This window comes from Pseudomonas sp. GM48, from assembly GCF_000282335.1.
In the GTDB taxonomy this organism is placed as follows: Bacteria; Pseudomonadota; Gammaproteobacteria; order Pseudomonadales; family Pseudomonadaceae; genus Aquipseudomonas.
In genome coordinates, this window is record NZ_AKJM01000125.1 from 14,204 (window position 1) to 30,916 (window position 16,713).

The following is a 16,713-nucleotide window of genomic DNA, read 5'->3' on the forward strand; positions in this document are numbered from 1 at the left end:
ATACGACGCCTTCGCGAGCAAGCCCGCTCCCACATGGGAACTGTGTGCACTTCAATAATGCAGGCGCCGGGCTGCAGGCCCGGCGCCGGTGCATTTCATATACCTTCGAGCATAGCGTCTGCGGGTGCTTCGGAGCGTTGCCGGGCGGTCAATTGGAAGTACAGGTAACCGGCGGCCATGAAACCGAGGAAGATCAAGCCGATCAAGGTGTTGAACCACGCCATTGCCACCAGGCACACCACCGCCAGAAACAGCGCGATCCCCGGCACGATCGGATAACCCGGGGCGCGGAAGGTGCGTTCCAGGTTCGGCTCGGTTTTACGCAGCTTGAACAGGCTCAGCATACTGATGATGTACATCACGATGGCGCCGAATACCGACATGGTGATCATTGCCGCCGTCAGGGTCATGCCTTGCAGGTTCACCAGGCCATCGCTGTAGATCGCCGCAATGCCGATCACACCGCCGGCCAGAATGGCCCGGTGCGGAGTCTGGAAGCGCGAGAGTTTGGCCAGGCCCTTGGGCAGGTAACCGGCGCGAGCCAGGGCGAAGAACTGCCGGGAATAGCCAAGAATGATCCCGTGGAAACTCGCCACCAGGCCGAACAGGCCGATCCATACCAGCATGTGCATCCAGGTCGAATTGTTGCCGACCACGGCTTTCATCGCCTGGGGCAGCGGATCGTTGATGTTCGACAGTTGACGCCAGTCGCCGACGCCGCCCGCCATCACCATCACGCCGATGGCCAGGAACACCAGGGTCAGAATGCCGCTGACGTAGGCCTTGGGAATGGTACGTTTCGGGTCCTTGGCTTCTTCGGCAGCCATCGCTGCGCCTTCGATGGCGAGAAAGAACCAGATCGCGAAGGGAATGGCGGCGAAAATGCCGGGAATCGAGCCCATCGTAAACTCATTGGCGCCCGACCAGCCATTGAGTACAAAGTTGCTGAAGCTGAAGCCCGGGGCGACCACTCCCATGAACACCAGCAGTTCAGCGACGGCCAGCACAGTGACCACCAACTCGAAGGTAGCCGCGATACTGACGCCGAGGATGTTCAAGCCCATGAACACGAAATAGGCGCCAACGGCGGCGATCTTCGGGTCCAGTTCCGGGTATTGCACGTTGAGGTAGGCGCCGATGGCCATGGCGATGGCCGGTGGTGCAAAGACGAATTCGATCAGAGTGGCGATGCCGGCGATCAACCCGCCTTTTTCACCAAAAGCCCGGCGGCTATAGGCAAATGGCCCGCCAGCGTGGGGAATCGCCGTCGTCAATTCGGTGAAGCTGAAGATGAAGCAGGTGTACATCGTCGCCACCATCAACGCGGTGACGAGAAAACCCAGTGTGCCTGCGGTGCCCCAGCCGTAACTCCAGCCGAAATACTCGCCGGAAATCACCAGGCCGACAGCAATCCCCCATAAATGCAGGGTGCCGAGTGTGGGTTTGAGCTGTGTGGAAGAAGTAGTCATAAGTCCTCTCTATTTTTTATTGTTCGATCTTTTGGACTTTCGGGTACCAGGGTTTGGGTGGAACGCTGAATTACGGGTACGCAAGGCCCGTGCCAGAGCGGCCAGGCTTTGTGTGTTGGGTCATGACGGACGCTTTCGCGAGCAAGCCCGCTCCCACATTGGACTTGTGTCGGTTGCCTGATGTGGGTTTACACAAGTCCCCTGTGGGAGCGGGCTTGCTCGCGAAGGCGGTAGAAAGGGCGACACAGAATCACCTATGTCGCCCCCGGTCTTTTAGAAGAAGCCCAGCGGATTGATGTCGTAGCTCACCAGCAGGTTTTTGGTCTGCTGATAGTGGTCGAGCATCATTTTGTGGGTTTCACGGCCGACGCCGGACTTCTTGTACCCGCCGAACGCGGCATGCGCCGGGTACAGGTGGTAGCAGTTGGTCCACACACGACCGGCCTTGATGGCGCGGCCCATGCGATAGGCGCGGTTGATGTCGCGGGTCCAGAGACCGGCACCCAGGCCGAACTCGGTGTCGTTGGCGATGGCCAGGGCTTCGGCTTCATCCTTGAAGGTGGTGATGCTCACCACCGGGCCGAAGATTTCTTCCTGGAACACACGCATTTTGTTGGTGCCCTTGAGCAGGGTCGGCTGGATGTAATACCCGCTCGCCAGGTTGCCCTCGAGTTTTTCCACCTTGCCGCCGGTCAGCAGTTCGGCACCTTCGCCCTTGGCGATTTCCAGGTACGAAAGGATCTTGTCGAATTGCTGCTCGGATGCCTGGGCGCCGACCATGGTGTCGGTGTCCAGCGGGTCGCCGCGTTTGATTTGCAGGACCTTCTTCATCACCACTTGCATGAATTCGTCGTAGATCGACTCCTGCACCAGGGCGCGGGAAGGGCAGGTGCAGACTTCGCCCTGGTTGAAGAACGCCAGCACCAGGCCTTCGGCGGCTTTCTCGATGAAGGTCGGCTCGGCCTGCATGATGTCTTCGAAGAAGATGTTCGGCGACTTGCCACCCAGTTCCACGGTGGACGGAATGATGTTTTCCGCCGCGCATTTCATGATGTGCGAGCCGACCGGAGTCGAGCCGGTGAACGCGATCTTGGCAATGCGCTTGCTGGTGGCCAGCGCTTCGCCGGCTTCTTTGCCGAAGCCTTGCACAATGTTCAGCACGCCCGGTGGCAGCAGGTCGCCGATCAGTTCGACCAGCACGGTGATGCCCAGCGGGGTTTGTTCGGCAGGCTTGAGCACCACGCAGTTGCCGGCAGCCAGGGCCGGGGCGAGTTTCCACGCGGCCATCAGGATCGGGAAGTTCCACGGGATGATCTGCCCGACCACACCCAGCGGTTCGTGGATGTGATAGGCCACGGTGTTGCCGTCGATCTCGGCAGCGCTGCCTTCCTGGGCGCGGATGCAGCCGGCGAAGTAGCGGAAGTGGTCGGCGGCCAGCGGGATGTCAGCGTTGAGGGTTTCGCGAACGGCTTTGCCGTTGTCCCAGGATTCGGTGATTGCCAGCAGTTCCAGGTTTTGCTCGATGCGGTCGGCGATTTTCAGCAGCACCAGCGAGCGCGCCTGGGCGGACGTGGCGCCCCAGGCATCGGCGGCCGCGTGGGCAGCGTCCAGGGCCTTGTCGATGTCTTCGGCCGTGGAGCGGGGGAATTCGGCAATCGGTTGGCCATTCACTGGCGAGGTATTGGTGAAGTACTGACCTTTGACAGGCGCGACGAACTCGCCGCCGATGTAGTTACCGTATTTGGCTTTGAACGAAACGATAGCGCCTTCAGTACCGGGGTGAGCGTAACGCATGGTGGTCTCTCCTTGCTTTTGTGCTTATAGGGAGTCGCGCATGTGCGCTTGCTTTAAGCGTAGAGCAAGGGCCGGGCCAGTGCCGTGCATGTCAGGCAAATCAAGGCCTTGCATAGTTTTTGTCGGACAAACGGGGTTGGCTTGTGGCGCTTTCGGTACAGCCCTCGTGACACTTTGTACCGTTTTTGGCACGGTGTGTGACCGAGCGGTCTTGCCGGCATTGCAATGCGGGTCAGGCTGGAGGATGCTCGGCATCACATAACGCAATGCACATGTAGCAGCTGACGAAGGCTGCGTTCGAGGGCGAAGCACTCGCCTCGGTTCGGCAATGAAATCCGGGACACAGGTTTTACGACCGCTCCGCGCCCGAATGCAGCCTGCGGCAGCTGCTACACGGAGGCGAGCCAGATCTTTCTGGGAGAATAATAAGAAATGCACGACAACCACTTGAGTCGCCATGCCCAGCAAGTATTGACCGTGACCCAGGGCAAGGCCCACCTGCATGGCCCCGGCAGCGATCCGTCCATCGCTCGCTCCTGGCTGCGTTGCCTTGAGGACTATCACCTCGATCCGGCCCTGAGCATCGCGCCGACGGTGCTGGAGCATGGGCGTGTCCTCGAAAGCCGCGAACGCTTGCAGCAAGTGCTGCACATCGCCGGCAATGAAATGACCAGCCTGCACCAGCAACTCTCCGGCGCCGGCCATGCGGTATTGCTGACCGACGCCCGCGGCGTGATCCTCAATTGCGTCACCGCGCCTGCCGAACGGCAGATTTTCGAACGTGCCGGGCTCTGGCTCGGCGCCGACTGGAGCGAGGCCTGCGAAGGCACCAACGGCATCGGCACCTGCCTGGTGGAGCGTCAGTCGCTGACCATCCATCAGGACGAACACTTTCGCGGCCGCCACACCGGCCTGACCTGCTCGGCGAGCCCGGTCTTCGACCCCCATGGCGAATTGCTGGCGGTGCTCGACGTGTCGTCGGCGCGGCGTGATGTGTCGCGGCAAAGTCAGTTCCACACCATGGCGCTGGTCAATCTGTCGGCGAAGATGATCGAGAGCTGCTACTTCCTGCGCTGCTTCGACAACCAATGGTTGCTGCGTTTTCACTTGCAGGCCGAGTCCGTCGGCTTGTTCAGCGAAGGGTTGCTGGCGTTCGATGGAGAAGGGCGCATTTGCGCGGTCAATCAGAGTGCGCTGAACCTGCTGGGACACATTCGCGGCGGCTTGCTGGGTAAACCGGTGGAGGCGTTTTTCGATTGCTCGCTCGATGAGTTGTTGAGGCGCGCGAGCATCCATGCCGCGGCCAGTTGGCCGTTGCGTACCCGTGATGGTCGCAAACTGTTCGCGGTATTGCGCGGTGAGGCACGGCGGCCGCTGCCGACTCCGGCGGTGCCTGCACCCACGGTTGCGCAAGCACCGCGCCTGTCGGGCATTTGCCTGGACGATGCGGCGTTGCAGGCGGACTTCCGCAAGGCCTTGCGCGTCTACGAGCGCGACGTGCCGTTGCTGATCAATGGCGAAACCGGTTCCGGCAAAGAAGCCTTCGCGAAAGCGGTGCACCACGCCAGCCAGCGGGCGGAAAAAGCTTTCGTCGCCCTCAACTGCGCGGCCATTCCCGAAAGCCTGATTGAAAGCGAGCTGTTTGGTTATCGCGGCGGCAGCTTTACCGGTGCGCGCAAGGAAGGCATGCGCGGCAAGTTGCAACAGGCCGACGGCGGGACTTTGTTCCTCGATGAAATCGGTGACATGCCACTGGCCCTGCAGACGCGGTTGCTGAGGGTGCTGGAAGACCGGCAAGTGGTGCCGATCGGTGGCGAGCCGGAATCAGTGAATGTGCGGATCATCAGTGCCACTCACCGCAACTTGCTGGATCGTGTGCAGGACGGCAGCTTCCGCGAGGATTTGTATTACCGGCTCAACGGGCTGGAAGTTGCATTGCCGGCCTTGCGTGAGCGCAGTGATAAATCCCGGTTGCTCGATTTTCTGCTGGCCGAGGAAGCGGGCGGAGAAACCGTGTTGATCGACGGGCCGGCGCGGGAGGCTCTGCTGGGCTTTGCCTGGCCGGGCAACGTGCGGCAATTGCGCAATGTGCTGCGTACGTTGGCAGCGCTGTGTGAGGACGGGCGGATTGGTCTGGAGGATTTGCCGGCGATGATTCGACAGGCGCGGCCGGTGGTGTCGACGATTGAAGAGGTGTCGGAGCATCCGCTGGAAGATGCCGAGCGGCTGGCGTTGCTCACGACGCTGGAGCAGACGCGCTGGCATATGACGCATACGGCGGAGCAGCTTGGGGTCAGTCGCAATACCCTGTATCGCAAGCTGCGTAAGCACGGTATCGCCCGGTAAACCGTGTCGCGGCCATTCGCGAGCAAGCCCGCTCCCACATTGGTCTTATAGTGAACACAACTTTGTGAACACCTCCGAGCAAATGTGGGAGCGGGCTTGCTCGCGAAGGCGTCTTCAGATCTGAAACATCAGGTGCGATTTTTCCCACCCTACGCTAACCTGCGGCCATGTTTTACGAGGTCGACTAATGCACATTCATATTCTGGGTATCTGCGGGACTTTCATGGGCTCGATGGCGGTTCTGGCCAAAGAGCTGGGCCATCACGTGACCGGCTCCGATGCCAACGTCTATCCGCCGATGAGTACTCAACTGCAAGCCCAGGGCATCGAGCTGACCCAAGGCTACGACCCGGCGCAACTTGACCCGGCCCCCGATCTGGTGGTGATCGGCAACGCCATGTCGCGGGGCAACCCGGCCGTGGAGTACGTGCTGAACAAAGGCCTGCCTTACGTCTCCGGCCCGCAATGGCTGGCCGATCACGTGCTGCAAGGTCGCTGGGTACTGGCGGTTGCCGGTACGCACGGCAAGACCACCACCAGCAGCATGCTGGCCTGGGTGCTGGAGCATGCGGGCATGGCCCCGGGCTTCCTGATCGGCGGCGTGCCGCAAAACTTCTCGGTGTCGGCACGCCTGGGCGATACGCCGTTCTTTGTCATCGAAGCCGATGAATACGACAGCGCATTCTTCGACAAACGCTCCAAGTTCGTGCACTACCGTCCGCGCACCGCGATCCTGAACAACCTGGAATTCGATCATGCGGACATCTTCCCGGACCTGCCGGCCATCGAGCGGCAGTTCCATCACTTGGTGCGAACCATCCCGAGCGAAGGCCTGGTGATTCATCCGACCACTGAGCCAGCCTTGTTGCGCGTCATCGAAATGGGTTGCTGGACCCCGGTGCAAACCACCGGTGCCGGCGGTCAGTGGCAGGTCAAACTGCTCAGTGAAGATGGCTCGAAGTTCGAAGTGATGTTCGACGGTGTTGCCCAGGGTGTGGTCGAGTGGGACATGACTGGCCAGCACAACGTCGCCAATGCCCTGGCAACCCTTGCCGCCGCACGCCACGTCGGTGTGGTGCCGTCCATGGGCATCGCCGCGTTGAGTGCCTTCAAAAGCGTGAAGCGCCGGATGGAGAAAGTCGCGGAAGTCCGTGGCATCACCATTTATGACGACTTCGCTCACCACCCGACCGCTATCGCCACCACCCTCGACGGCCTGCGCAAGCGCATCGGCGATGCACCGCTGATGGCGATCATCGAGCCGCGTTCCAACTCGATGAAGCTCGGCGCGCACCGTGACGGTTTGCCGGAAAGCGTGGTCGATGCCGATCAGGTGATCTGGTACGCACCGGCCAACCTCGGCTGGGATCTGGCCGGCACTGCGGCGCTGTGCACTGTGCCGTCGATTGTCAGTGATTCCCTGGAAGGCATCATCGAGCGCGTGAAGAGCCAGGCCCAACCCGGTACTCACGTGGTGATCATGAGCAACGGCGGCTTCGGCGGCCTGCACGGCAAACTCGCCGAGGCGCTGAAATGAACAACGGCCCGGACCGCATCACCCTGGCGATGACCGGCGCTTCCGGCGCCCAATATGGTCTGCGCCTGCTCGACTGTCTGGTGCGGGAAGATCGTGAAGTGCACTTCCTGATTTCCAAGGCTGCGCAACTGGTGATGGCCACCGAAACCGACGTCACGCTGCCGGCCAAGCCGCAGATGATGCAGGCCTTCCTTACCGAATACACCGGCGCCGCCGCCGGGCAGATTCGCGTGTACGGCAAGGAAGACTGGATGGCGCCGGTGGCTTCGGGTTCGGGCGCGCCAGCGGCGATGGTGGTGGTGCCGTGTTCCACGGGCACGTTATCGGCCATCGCCACCGGCGCTTGCAACAACCTGATTGAACGGGCCGCCGACGTGACGCTGAAAGAGCGACGGCAGTTGATCCTGGTGCCCCGTGAAGCGCCGTATTCGAGCATTCATCTGGAGCACATGCTCAAGTTGTCGAACATGGGCGTGACAATCCTGCCGGCATCACCGGGCTTTTATCATCAGCCGCAAACCATCGACGACCTGATCGATTTCGTCGTGGCACGGATCCTTAACCAGCTGAATATTCCTCAGGACATGTTGCCGCGCTGGGGCGAGCATCATCTGACCAGCGATGAATAAGTGGCTGGTGGTTGTGCTGGCGCTGCAATTGGCCGGGTGCGCGACGGCGCGCACGCTCGATGCGGCCAAGCCGGGGGCGCCGGTGGTGTACGCCGGGACGCGGCTGGATTTGTATGCGATGAATGGCGGTTGTTGCGCGATGGACCGTTTCGGCGCGCAAGCGCCGAGCTATCCGGGCGTTGATCTGCCGGCCAGTGCATTGCTCGACACACTGTTGTTGCCGTTGTCGTTGCTCACGGTGATCGGGGTGAACTTTCAGGCGACGGGTGGGTTGTAAGGGAGCGTTGTGGCGAGGGGGCTTGCCCCCGTTCGGCTGCGCAGCAGTCGTAAATCCTGTGCACGCGGAGCAACAGATAAATCGAGTTGACTGGTTTTGGGGGCTGCTTCGCAGCCCAACGGGGGCAAGCCCCCTCGCCACAGGTCCGCGGTTTATTTGCCCAACTTCCTCAGCTCATCCGACTCGACAACCCGCACGCCATCCTGCTCTTCAAGCGCCAGGCGCCACATTGCGCGGGCCAGCTGGCACGCTTCGATGCCGTGGTATTTGCCAGGAATCAGCCGTGACAACGGCCCTGCGACTTTTTCGCCCAGGCGCGGCTCAGCGCGATCGCCCAGCAACAGCGAAGGGCGGCAAATAGTCAGCTGCGGCCAGTCCTGCGCGCGCAATGCGTACTCCATCTCGCCTTTGACCCGGTTGTAGAAAACCGAGGATCTCCGATCGGCCCCCAGAGCACTGATCACGATCAGGTGCCGTGCGCCCATCTCCCGTGCGCGTTTGGCAAAGGCTACGACCATGTCCAGGTCCACCGCGCGGAACGCTTCTTCCGAGCCCGCCTGTTTGATGGTGGTGCCCAGGCAGCAATAGGCGATATCGACCCGTCCGTTCAGCTGCGGCAGAAACACCGCCGGGTCGCCGACCGGGTTTTCAAGGTGGGGGTGCTTGGCCAAAGGCCGGCGTGACGGCGCCAATACCCGCGAAATCGTTGGCTCGTTAAGCAGGCGATCAAGCAGATGTTCACCCGTCAAACCGGTGGCTCCGGCGAGCAGCACATGCTGAGGCGTCAAGTACATAGTGTTTCTCCCTTGATACTGTTCAGCTTAGTTGCTGTTTGCATCCTTGCTTTCAATGGACACACTTTGCAGTGCTTTCCGTGCCTGCTGTTTACGCAAAAGTTGCCAATGCGAGAGGACGGTTTTCGGTGCCCAGATCTGTGGTTCGGATGCTTCGAAACCGTCTGCCAGCTCACGTTCGGCGACAGTGGCCTTGGCCCGTTTGAAGGCTTGTTCCAGATCATCGGTCTGGTTCAGGGCCTGGGCGAACAGGGCGTCGCCGAAGTAGGTGAAGTTGGCTTCCTCCGAGCAGCCGAAGGACACTCGGTCGGCCCGCGAGGCCGTCATGATCAGGGTCCGCTCATCCTTGAGGGCGGGGATGAAACCGCCGGAATAGCAGGACGAAATCACGATGATCTTGTCGCGGTTTTTCAACGGGGCGAGCACGGCGGCCATTTCGTCGGCTGGCAGATCCGCCAGCTCCATGCGCGGCTGGTCAAGCACCAATTCGTGTTCGCTGGTGCCATGGCTGGTCAGGTAGATGAAAATCAGGTCTTCCGGACCGCTGCGTTCGGCCAGCGTCAGGGCGGCCCGGCGCAGGTTTTCCCGAGTAGCCATCGGGCGGTCGGAGAGGTGGTCACGATGGTTCACCAGGCGGATCTGGCCGAAGGTGCCGAAACGGGTGGTGAGCATATTGGCGACGTAGTCGGATTCGCGCAGAAACACGCTCTGTTTGCCATCACCGCCCAGGGTCAGCGAATACAGTTCCACCGCCGGGGTCGAGGGCGGAACGTTGGCCAGCGCTGTGTCGAGCAAGCGCCCCTGTGCCAGCAGGCCGAGCTCGAGTGTGTCGGGCAACAGTTTGCCCTCGGCGTCGCGCACGCGCTGGCCGTTGATCCAGGTGCCGCTGAGCACGGTGCCATCGGTCAGCACCAACGTGCCGCGTCCCTGGTAACTGTCGTTGTCGAACTGGCCGGTGTAAAAGCTGCCGTCGGGCAGGTTCAGTCGGCCCTGGCCGGAAAAGCGCCAGTCGTTGAATTGGCCGATGTAGTGGCTGCCGTCAGTGCCGATCAACTCACCCTTGCCATTCAGCGAGCCTTCTTTGAACTGGCCCAGCCAGACATCGCCGTCCGCGTTTTCGTAGCGGCCCTTGCCGTGCAGTTGATTGTTCTTGAAGCTGCCGACATAGATGTCGCCGTCGGCGCTGTTGAAAGTTCCGTTGCCTTCGAGCTGGCCGTCGACGAAATGCCCGGTGAATTGATTGCCGTTGCCGTCGCCGCGCTGGCCTTCGCCATTGGGTTTGCCGTGGGCGAACTGGCCCTGGTAGGAGCTGCCGTCTTCGAGTTCGAGGTGACCCAGGCCGGCGTATTGATCGGCCTTGAACTCACCGCGATAGTTCATGCCGTTTTCTTTGAGGGTGCCTTCACCGTCGCGCCGGCCGGCCTTGAAGCCGCCGTTGTAGCTACTGGCGTTGGTGGTCAGTGCCCCCTGGCCGTCGAACAGTCCCTGGTTGAACTGCCCGCGATAGACTTCGCCATTACTGCCATGCCATTCACCCTGGCCATGCCACTGGCCTTTATCGAATTCGCCGGCGTACCAGCTGCCGTTCGGGTAGTCGATACGGCCCTTGCCTTGCAGCAAGCCATTGACCAGGTCGCCGCGATAACGTCCGCCGTCCGGCAGGCGGGCGTCGGGGGACAAAAGCGATTCGCCGTCGCCGCAAGCGGTGAGCATCAGGGTCAAGGCAAGGAGTGCAAGTGGGCGCATAGCGGATTCCGGGCAATTAGGCGAGGGAGTATGCCGCAGCCATGTGTCCTTATATAGGGCGAGGTACCGCGAGAGGGCGCGAAACAGCATGAGCTGCTTCGCATCCAGGAGGGGTTACACGAAGCACAGGGACAGTGGTTCGGCGATATACGCCGGTTTGTCCGAACCTTCGATTTCCAGGGTGGCGGTGGCCTTGAGCAGCCACTGGCCGGGTTTCTTCTCGGTGACTTCAGTCAGGTCGACTTTCAGGCGCACTTTCGAATTGACCTTGACCGGCTGGATGAATCGCACACTGTCGAGGCCGTAGTTGACCACCATCTTCAAGCCTTCGGGCATGACGAGGATGTCTTCCATCAGTTTCGGGATCAGCGACAGCGACAGAAAGCCGTGAGCGATGGTGCTGCCAAATGGCGTTTGCGCGGCTTTGACCGGGTCGACGTGGATGAACTGAAAATCTCCTGTGGCTTCGGCGAACAGGTTGATGCGGTCCTGGTCGATGGTGAGCCATTCGGAACGTCCAAGTTCCTTGCCGACATAATCATTGAGCTCTGCAACTGGAACATAGGGCATTGAGACTCTCCTTGGGTTCATCGGTTTTATAGTTTTGAAATGGGGGATTTGACCTCCCGGATTACCAATGTAGATCAACATGGCAAAACGCTCCGGTCAACTCACCATGCTTTTGGCGAATGCCGATCTATAGCGCGAGCATGCTTATAATGCCCGGCCTATGCGGATGACGGATTTTTGCGGGAGATCAACAATGTTGTTACGGGGCCTGACGTGGCTGGTGTTGTTCCAATTGCTCGGCACTGCGATCAATCATTTGTTTTTGCCGGTGCTGCCGGGGCCGATTGTGGGTTTGCTGCTATTGCTGGTGTACCTCATCTGCCGGGGCCAGGTCGGCGAGCCGCTGAACCTGGCGGCCAGCAGCCTGTTGCGCTACCTGCCGCTATTGCTGGTGCCGCCGGCCGTGGGCGTGATGGTTTATGCCGCTGATATCGCGGCGGACTTCTGGGCCATCGTTGGTGCGCTGGTGTTGTCGCTGCTGCTTTCGATGGCCTTCGCCGGGGTGCTGATGCAGCGCATGGTCAAGCGCCACGCTCGGCCAGAGGACGGCCAATGATCTTCGACTGGCACGGCGCCTGGGCGTCAGTGATTCACCATCCATTGTTTGGCATTGGCATTACCCTCGGCGCCTACCAGCTTGTGCTGGCGGCGTTCGAGAAAACCCGCTGGATCTTTTTGCAGCCGGTGCTGGTCTCCATGTTGCTGGTGATCGGCGTGCTGGTGGGCTGCGGCCTGACCTACGCCGAGTACCGCAAGAGCACCGAGATTCTCAGCATCCTGCTCGGCCCGGCCACTGTCGCCCTGGCGGTGCCGCTCTATCTCAACCTGCGACGGATTCGGCAGTTGTTCTGGCCGATATTTACTACGCTGGTGATAGGTGGCGTGGTGGCCACGGGCATGGGTGTGCTGCTGGGCTGGTCGTTCGGTGCCGAGCACATGATCCTGATGACCATGGCGCCGAAGTCGGTGACCTCGCCGATCGCCATGCTGGTGGCTGAGCAAATCGGTGGTGTGGCGGCGCTGGCAGCGGTGTTCGTCTTGATTACCGGTGTGATCGGCGCGATCTTCGGCCCAAGCCTGTTGACCCGTCTCGGCGTCCACAGTCCCGAGGCGCGCGGCATGGCGTTGGGCATGACCGCCCATGCGGTCGGCACGGCGGTGGCGATGCAGGAAAATGAAGAGTGCGGCGCCTTCGCGGCGTTGGCGATGAGTCTGATGGGCGTGGCCACGGCGGTGTTGCTGCCGTTGGCGGTGTCGATGGTGGTGTAAGGAAATGTCTATGAGTCTGCCGCTTTTTCCGCTCAACACAGTGCTGTTTCCAGGCTGCATCCTCGACTTGCAGATTTTCGAGGCGCGTTACCTGGACATGATCGGTCGCTGCATGAAACAGGGCGGCGGTTTCGGCGTGGTGTGCATTCTCGATGGCGAAGAAGTCGGGATCGCCCCCGCCGGTTACGCCCTGGTCGGGTGCGAGGCGCTGATCACCGATTTCAAGCAGCAGGACAACGGTCTGCTGGGGATTCGGGTGCAGGGCGGTCGGCGCTTTCATATTTTGCGTACCGAAGTGCAGCGCGATCAGCTGACTTTGGCCGAGGTCGAGTGGCTGGAAGATGAGCCGGAGCAACCGCTGCAGGACGAGGACGCCGATCTGGTGGCGTTGCTCAAGGCCCTGGCTGAACACCCGATGGTCGAAGCCTTGAACATGGGCACCGAAGCGACCGGGCAACAGTCACTGGCCAATCAGTTGGCGTACCTGTTGCCATTTGCCGAACTGGACAAGATCGACCTGCTGCAACTCGATGATCCGCAGCAACGGCTGGATGCGATCCAGGCGTTATTGGATGAGTTGCAGGGAGAGTTGTTTGCCTGACGAGCGTTTTCGCTAATACGCATACCGCAACATCGTATGCGGCAAATGCCGCAATACGAAGAAGCCGAACAATGCCACCAGTGCCGGCAACACCAGCCACCAGACCCTGGGTGGCAGGGCGTTGAGCGGCTCCTTGCGCTGAACCAGCCACAGGCTGGCTGCACAGACACACGCCGCCAACATCGCGCCGGCCATGACATCGGTCGGCCAGTGCGCGCCGAGGTACACCCGCGACAAGGCAATCGCCATGGCCGGCAAACAGGCCACCAGCAACCAGGTCAGGCGCATCCGTGGCGGCTGTCCACGGCCGGCCAGTACGGCGAGCGTCAGGAACAGCGCAAAAGAACCCGATGCATGGCCACTGGGCATGCTGTAGCTGGTCAGCGGATCGCTCAGCACTTCGGGGCGCATGCGAGCAAAGAGCTGTTTGGTCGCGGTATTCGCCAAGGCAGTGCAGAGCAGGGTGCTTGCGGCAAACAACGCGGGGCGCCATTGGCGCATCAGCAGCAGCAAAGCAGTCAACAGCGCGCTGAACAGCAGCATGTTGCGGAATTCGCCGATCAGCGTGAAGACCACCGCGACCTCATCGAGCATCGGGCTGCGATGTTCTTGCACCAGCGTCATCACCCCTTGATCGAGGGCGCTCAGGTGCGGAAAACCGATAAACAGCGCCACCAGAATCAGGCAACTCATGCCGGCAATCAGTGCTGTAGCCCGGCGATGCTGGCGCAGGCTGCTGGTGGCGCTCAGCCCCACCATCACGGCAATGCTGCCGACAACGATTCCGGCCTGAGGCCAGAAACCTTCGGGTAGCGGCAAGCGAATCGCCGCGCCGGTGGCCCAGCCAGGCAGCAGATAGGCCACCGACCACCCCGCACCGGCCAGCAGGCTGACGGCGATGAACCGCGGGAAAGGCATGTCGCACATGCCGGCGACCATTGGCAGCATTGGCCGCAGCGGTCCGATAAAGCGGCCGACCAGCAGGCTGGCGATGCCATAGCGCTGGAAATAAGTCTCGGCCCCGGCAATCCATTCCGGGTGATGGCGCAAACCGGGCAGGCGCCGGATGTTCTGGTGAAAGTGCCGTCCAAGGAAATACGAAACCACGTCACCTAATACACCGGCAAGGAAACCCAGCAGCAAGGTTTCACTCAGCGGCAACGCACCGCTACCGGCAAGCACCGCAACGGTGAACAGTAAAACCGTGCCGGGGACGATCAGCCCGGCAATCGCCAGGCATTCCACAAAGGCCACCAGAAATATTGCCGCCGCCAGCCATTGCGGGTTGACCGTCAACCAACCGGTTACGCTATCGAGCCATTGGCCCATACAAACCACTCCATTGAATTCAATTGATCCTGCTGAACGAACGCAATCTTCAAAACACCACTAACTCCCTGTGGGAGCGGGCTTGCTCGCGAAGGGGCCCTTCCAGCCAACATTGATGCTGCCTGATACGCCGCCTTCGCGAGCAAGCCCGCTCCCACATTGGGGCCGGATTATTTCAAGACCTGATAAGTGTCATGACAGCACAAAATAATCGCGACCTTCGACCTGGCCCCGTCGTAGCGGGTTTCGCGTGCAATAAGCCGCGTAGGCACCGTCGACGAAGCGGTACATCAAATGCTCGTCGCGCCCGTGGGGGATGCCCAGGCGCGTGGTCTGGATGATGTGGGCGGGCGTCTGGCTGACGTCTTCCACCAGCAACACCTCATGGTCGAAGCGTTTGGCGTCCCACACCGGCACTTTCAGGCCCAGAGACTTGCAGAGCAGGGTTTGCCCGGCGCAGAGCTTTTGTGACGGGCGAGGGTGACCCTGGGCATCGGGATTGTTCAATAGCATCTGCGCCAGGCTGGCCGGCCCGCTCAATTCATCGACCCACGGATAGGCGGACTTGATCAGCACGGCGTTGCCCGGCCCTTGGGCGCTGAAATTAAGGGAATCGCCGCCCCGGGCGTAATACATATAGATGTGGCCGCCATCCAGAAACAAAGCCTTACGTTTTTCTGTGTAACCGAGGGAGGCGTGGCTGCCTTTTTCTGCGCAGTAATAGGCTTCGGTTTCGATGATCCGGGCGCTGAGCCATAGGTCGCCAACTCGATGGCGAATGACTTTGCCCAGTAAATCCCGGGCCAGAATTTGCGCGTCGCGGTCGAAAAACGCGTCCGGGAGACCCTTGGGCAGGCTCGCAGCGGACGCTCGAACAGTCAGATTGGACATGATGACCGGTGTTTGTCAGGGCTGAATGAGTCGTGATGATAACAATTTGCGGCTTAATCCCGGCTGAACGTCGGCAAATACCCATCGATTTCGACCATCCGCCCGTCACCGCTGTTAGTCCCGGGACGCGACAGCTATAATCTGCCGCTTTACTCTTTACCAAGACCTTATCAAAGACCACGCCAGACCATGACTGAGTCCGTTCTTGATTACATGACCCGTTTGGGTTGCGCTGCCCGCGAAGCTTCCCGCGTGATCGGCCGCGCCAGCACGGCGCAGAAAAACCGCGCCCTGCAGGCTGCCGCCAATGCGCTGGACGCTGCCCGCGCCGAGCTGACGGCGGCCAATGAACTGGATTTGGCCGCCGGTCGCGCCAGTGGCCTTGAGCCAGCGCTGCTCGAGCGGCTGGCGCTGACCCCGGCGCGTATCGACGGCATGATCGTCGGCCTGCGTCAGGTTGCGGCACTGCCGGACCCGGTTGGCGCGATTCGCGACATGAGCTTCCGCCCGTCCGGTATCCAGGTCGGCAAGATGCGCGTGCCATTGGGTGTGATCGGAATCATCTACGAGTCGCGGCCGAACGTGACCATCGATGCCGCGAGCCTGTGTCTGAAGTCCGGTAACGCGACCATCCTGCGTGGCGGTTCCGAAGCCATTCACTCCAATCGAGCCATCGCGGCGTGCATTCAGCGTGGCCTGGCCGAAGCCGGTCTGCCGGCTGCCGTGGTGCAAGTGGTCGAAACCACGGATCGCGCTGCCGTCGGCGCGCTGATCACCATGCCTGAATACGTCGATGTCATCGTGCCGCGCGGCGGCCGAGGCCTGATCGAACGTGTCAGCCGTGACGCCCGCGTCCCGGTGATCAAGCACCTGGACGGCATTTGCCACGTTTACGTGAGTGAACATGCCGATCTGGCCAAGGCCCAGCGCATCGCGTTCAACGCCAAGACTTACCGTTATGGCATCTGCGGTGCCATGGAAACGCTGTTGGTGGATCAAACCGTTGCCAGGGATTTCCTGCCGGCGATGGCGGCACAGTTCCGCGAAAAAGGCGTCGAACTGCGCGGCTGCGAGCGTACCCGGGCAATCATCGATGCCGTGGCCGCTACCGAAGAAGACTGGAGCACCGAATACCTGGCGCCGATCTTGTCGATCCGGGTGGTCGACGGACTGGACCAGGCCATCGAGCACATCAATCATTACGGTTCCCATCACACCGATTCGATTGTCAGCGAACACCAGGGCGACACCCGGCGTTTCGTGGCTGAAGTCGACTCCTCGTCGGTGATGATCAATACCCCGACATGCTTCGCCGATGGCTTCGAATACGGATTGGGTGCCGAGATCGGCATTTCTACTGATAAGCTGCACGCCCGCGGCCCGGTGGGCCTCGAAGGACTGACCTGCGAGAAGTACATCGTGGTCGGCGACGGGCAGTTGCGCGGACAGGAGCCGGCCTGA

Annotated in this window: 15 protein-coding genes; 8 read left to right on the plus strand and 7 right to left on the minus strand. The window is 61.1% G+C overall.

The features are described 5' to 3' along the window. Positions 1-95: 95 nt before the first annotated feature. Complete coding sequence (gene eat / locus PMI28_RS05695) at positions 96-1,469, minus strand: ethanolamine permease (protein ID WP_007990576.1); 1,374 nt, start codon at positions 1,467-1,469, stop codon at positions 96-98. A gap of 273 nt (positions 1,470-1,742) precedes the next feature. Continuing rightward, positions 1,743-3,263 carry an acetaldehyde dehydrogenase ExaC gene (exaC, locus tag PMI28_RS05690; protein WP_007990578.1) on the minus strand — a complete coding sequence of 507 codons (1,521 nt, stop codon included), beginning with the start codon at positions 3,261-3,263 and terminating at the stop codon, positions 1,743-1,745. A gap of 432 nt (positions 3,264-3,695) precedes the next feature. Between exaC and PMI28_RS05685 the strand changes: the two genes are divergently transcribed. The 4 genes from PMI28_RS05685 to PMI28_RS05670 all read left to right on the plus strand — a co-directional run bounded on the left by PMI28_RS05685 (position 3,696) and on the right by PMI28_RS05670 (position 8,052). Continuing rightward, positions 3,696-5,609, plus strand: coding sequence for a sigma-54-dependent Fis family transcriptional regulator (locus tag PMI28_RS05685; RefSeq protein WP_007990585.1), 1,914 nt, complete (start codon positions 3,696-3,698; stop codon positions 5,607-5,609). A gap of 187 nt (positions 5,610-5,796) precedes the next feature. Further along, entirely contained in the window at positions 5,797-7,146 is a 1,350-nt protein-coding gene (mpl, locus tag PMI28_RS05680; RefSeq protein ID WP_007990586.1) for a UDP-N-acetylmuramate:L-alanyl-gamma-D-glutamyl-meso-diaminopimelate ligase, read from the plus strand. Then, positions 7,143-7,775: a flavin prenyltransferase UbiX gene (ubiX, locus tag PMI28_RS05675; protein WP_007990587.1), complete on the plus strand. Its 633-nt coding sequence runs from the start codon at positions 7,143-7,145 to the stop codon at positions 7,773-7,775. Before mpl ends, ubiX begins: the two co-directional genes overlap by 4 nt. After that, entirely contained in the window at positions 7,768-8,052 is a 285-nt protein-coding gene (locus PMI28_RS05670; RefSeq protein ID WP_007990588.1) for a YceK/YidQ family lipoprotein, read from the plus strand. Before ubiX ends, PMI28_RS05670 begins: the two co-directional genes overlap by 8 nt. A 152-nt stretch (positions 8,053-8,204) precedes the next feature. Here the strand turns inward: PMI28_RS05670 and PMI28_RS05665 are convergent, their stop codons facing one another. The 3 genes from PMI28_RS05665 to PMI28_RS05655 all read right to left on the minus strand — a co-directional run bounded on the left by PMI28_RS05665 (position 8,205) and on the right by PMI28_RS05655 (position 11,162). Next, positions 8,205-8,846 (minus strand): oxidoreductase, encoded by a 642-nt coding sequence (locus PMI28_RS05665; protein ID WP_007990589.1) that lies wholly within the window; start codon positions 8,844-8,846, stop codon positions 8,205-8,207. Positions 8,847-8,873: 27 nt separating this feature from the next. Continuing rightward, positions 8,874-10,592: a C13 family peptidase gene (locus PMI28_RS05660; RefSeq protein WP_007990590.1), complete on the minus strand. Its 1,719-nt coding sequence runs from the start codon at positions 10,590-10,592 to the stop codon at positions 8,874-8,876. A gap of 114 nt (positions 10,593-10,706) precedes the next feature. Next, complete coding sequence (locus PMI28_RS05655; RefSeq protein ID WP_007990591.1) at positions 10,707-11,162, minus strand: MaoC family dehydratase; 456 nt, start codon at positions 11,160-11,162, stop codon at positions 10,707-10,709. A gap of 193 nt (positions 11,163-11,355) precedes the next feature. Here PMI28_RS05655 and PMI28_RS05650 point away from each other — a divergent pair, with 193 nt between their 5' ends. From PMI28_RS05650 to PMI28_RS05640, 3 genes are read left to right on the plus strand one after another with little or no spacing between them, the layout of a single operon-like run. Next, positions 11,356-11,718, plus strand: coding sequence for a CidA/LrgA family protein (locus tag PMI28_RS05650; protein WP_007990592.1), 363 nt, complete (start codon positions 11,356-11,358; stop codon positions 11,716-11,718). Further along, positions 11,715-12,431 (plus strand): LrgB family protein, encoded by a 717-nt coding sequence (locus tag PMI28_RS05645; protein WP_007990593.1) that lies wholly within the window; start codon positions 11,715-11,717, stop codon positions 12,429-12,431. The genes PMI28_RS05650 and PMI28_RS05645 overlap by 4 nt, the downstream gene beginning before the upstream one ends. 10 nt (positions 12,432-12,441) lie before the next feature. Then, the gene (locus PMI28_RS05640; protein WP_007990594.1) at positions 12,442-13,032 is read left to right on the plus strand and encodes an LON peptidase substrate-binding domain-containing protein; all 591 of its coding nucleotides are present in this window, start codon (positions 12,442-12,444) and stop codon (positions 13,030-13,032) included. A 12-nt stretch (positions 13,033-13,044) separates the two neighbouring features. On the opposite strand, the gene PMI28_RS05635 is transcribed toward PMI28_RS05640, so the two are convergent. Both PMI28_RS05635 and PMI28_RS05630 read right to left on the minus strand, forming a co-directional pair. Then, positions 13,045-14,361 (minus strand): bifunctional DedA family/phosphatase PAP2 family protein, encoded by a 1,317-nt coding sequence (locus tag PMI28_RS05635; protein ID WP_007990597.1) that lies wholly within the window; start codon positions 14,359-14,361, stop codon positions 13,045-13,047. A 192-nt stretch (positions 14,362-14,553) separates the two neighbouring features. Continuing rightward, a complete protein-coding gene (locus PMI28_RS05630; RefSeq protein ID WP_007990598.1) occupies positions 14,554-15,252 on the minus strand; it encodes a DNA-3-methyladenine glycosylase in 699 nt (232 codons plus the stop codon). A gap of 189 nt (positions 15,253-15,441) precedes the next feature. Between PMI28_RS05630 and PMI28_RS05625 the strand changes: the two genes are divergently transcribed. Further along, positions 15,442-16,713: a glutamate-5-semialdehyde dehydrogenase gene (locus PMI28_RS05625; RefSeq protein ID WP_007990600.1), complete on the plus strand. Its 1,272-nt coding sequence runs from the start codon at positions 15,442-15,444 to the stop codon at positions 16,711-16,713.